Annotated in this window: 2 protein-coding genes; both read left to right on the plus strand. The window is 56.6% G+C overall.

The window, feature by feature from the left end:
- Nucleotides 1-1,479: methyl-accepting chemotaxis protein (locus WB528_RS08365; protein ID WP_423887953.1), on the plus strand; the 1,479-nt coding region annotated here is incomplete at its 5' end.
- 227 nt (nt 1,480-1,706) lie between these two features.
- A complete protein-coding gene (locus WB528_RS08370; protein WP_423887954.1) occupies nt 1,707-2,042 on the plus strand; it encodes a hypothetical protein in 336 nt (111 codons plus the stop codon).
- Nucleotides 2,043-2,841: the final 799 nt, after the last annotated feature.

The following is a 2,841-nucleotide window of genomic DNA, read 5'->3' on the forward strand; positions in this document are numbered from 1 at the left end:
GCGTTCCATAGCAGCGACGAGAGTGCCACGCGATTTTTGGCGTCACGCAACCCGGCCGATTCGGATATCGCGCGCACGGACCTGGAGGCAATGGGCCGAGCGTTGCAAGCCTTGCAGGCGCGAAAAGTCGATAACCGCCGAGTGCAGCGTTTTCTGAACGCTATGTCGGAGCCATTTGGTCGGTACAAAAGAGCAGTGGGTGGTCTTATCCGAGCCACGGACAGATTTGCTCAGGCAACTACCGACCGTAATTCTGCGGCGGTGGCCCTGATTGAGGCAACCGACCAGGTCCGTCTGACCGCGACGGAAGCGCAGCTCGGCACGGTGGGCGGCATGCTGTTGACCGTGGCTTCGGCGCGCTGGTTCGGCAATTTGGCGTCACTGGGCGCGATTGTCGCGGGGTTAGCGTTAGCCTTCGTCATCGGTAGAGGTATTGCTCGCCCGGTCCGGCAAATGACCAGGGCCATGCGAGCTCTCGCGGAGGGCAACGTCGATGTCGTGATTCCTTACGCTGGGCGTCGCAATGAAATAGGCGAAATGGCCAAAGCCGTACAAGTATTCAAAGATAATAAGATCAAAGCCGATCGCCTTGCCCGGGAGAACGAAACAGAGCGGGGTCATAAAGAGCGTCGGACCAGGACTATTGAGGAATTGAATCGGCACTTCGACCTTTCAGCTACCGAACTCACGTCGACCCTGGCTGCCGCGGCCGCTGGTCTGAAGCTGAGCGCAGAAACGATGTTCAATCGGACAAAGCGGGCTGGTGAGATATCAGGAGACGTTAAGGTTGCCGCGCAGCAAGCCTCTGCCAATATTGAGATTGTCGCCAATGCCGCGGAGGAGCTTACGTTGTCCATCGATGCAATTGGTCAAAGTGCGATCAATTCATCCAATCTCTCGACGAGGACTACCGAAGATGCTCAGTCCACCAACAAAGCGGCACAAGCGCTCGCGGCTGACGCGCGCGAGATTGAGCGAGTTGTCAGTCTAATCAAGCAGATCGCCGAGCATACGAACCTATTGGCGCTCAATGCCACCATTGAGGCCGCGCGCGCCGGACAAGCAGGACGAGGCTTTGCTGTCGTCGCCGGTGAAGTCAAAGCCTTGGCGTCGCAAACTGGCAATGCCACCGAAATAATAGAAAACCAAGTATTCAAAATACAGTCGGTTGCCGGCAATATGGTGTCAGCCATCAAGGACATCGTCACGAGGAGTGGGGAAATGAGTGCGATCACCGCATCAGTTGCCGCTGCGGTTGACCAGCAACGGGCAGCGGCTCGCACAATCGCACAAAATGCGCATCAGGCGTTGTCAACTGCGATAGAAGCAGTTCATGCCATCGCTAACGTGGAGGACGAGTCTGCTGCGACGAAGAACGAGGCCAATGAAATCCTCGTGGCGGCCAGCCGCCTCTCCCGTCAATCCGACGATCTGCGCGTTGAGGTCGATGGATTTATTGCAGGTATCCGGGCTGCTTAAGAGTCGGCCCCCACACGACCATGTTCGCTAGATAACTGACACCGAATTCCGGCCGCCTGTTTGGCCCTCGACGGCCTCTCACCAGCGCCGTCATGACGCGCCCCTTTCCAGGAGCGCTCGGCGCCCATTGGAGGGGCGGCGATCGCCATGCGCACCCACCACCCTGCATTTTGGCCAGCTCAGCTTTGATGTAGTATGCGTTCCTCGGAAGGGACGCGGGGCATCTGATGGTCTCAATATCCAACGAACTGCTGAATGTCGCAACAGGAATAGCGCAAAATGCGCAATCGCGCCTTGCGGCACTCGATCAGGAAGAGGCTGAACTAGACGCCCGGAAGGTGGAAATAGGAGCGGAGCGCAAAGAAATCAGCGTCGCGGCGAAACGCGCGGTCGAGTTTAGGCCGCAGGTCGGCGCGGATTTTCAATGCCCTCGTTGCTGGGTTGACTACGAACGCCGAGCACGGTTGCTGCCCGTCGGAGGGGGCACGAAAGCCGAAGATTACTTCCGCTGCCGCACATGCGGTTTCGAATACACCGTTACGTGCGACCGAGACGCGGATTGATGTCCGTCGGCTTACCCGGCCTGAGAAGTCGAGCGTGACGCCATGTTGGTGCGTCCACAGATCCTAGTCGCGTGACACAAACTCAGTGTCTTGGTCGAGCCGGATCCTCGCCGGCAATCCGTCTTCTCGTCCAAATCTTTACCTGGACGGTATCGGTGTCGCGGATGGAGAGACACGTAGTGACAAGTTGACGACGTAAGCGAACAGAAGTACTCCGCAGCTTTTGGGGGAGCATTATTACGAATGAAAAAGGGCCCTGGTCGATAGAACCGGCCAGGGCCAAGTGGCGATGACCGGCGGTGCAGATGCCGGTCTAATTGAACCTAGCATAGGACCGTAAGGAAAGGCTTAGCAGCCGCCGAGCCCCACGCCGCAAATGGGATGGACCGCCGCAGCGAGGAACCCTCTTCAGCGGTGCGCAGTCAACTAACCGTATTCAACCTTCCACGCCACGCGGCATTTTGTGAAAAAAGTGCGCTGAACTCATTCCTAAGACGAGTTTCTGAGGGTTGATAACCAGCGTCGCTAAAATTAAGCTGGATGGGTTAAATCGGATAAAACATCCCATACGTATAAGCACCAACCTCGGAATGCGAACAATTCGCCGACAGGCAGATTGATCTAAGGTGAGGTGGCAAACGATGCGTTTCTTTTTCGATTACACTACAAAAGATGACTCATTACTTGACTATCGGGGGGACGATTTTTGCAGCCCCAAGGGTGCAATCGAGTTCGCGCAGGCGTTGGCTCATTATCTAAAGCATAGCTTAACCGAAGACTGGTCCGGATGGTCTGTCGA

Source organism: Bradyrhizobium sp., assembly GCF_049586575.1.
Taxonomy (GTDB): Bacteria; Pseudomonadota; Alphaproteobacteria; order Rhizobiales; family Xanthobacteraceae; genus Bradyrhizobium.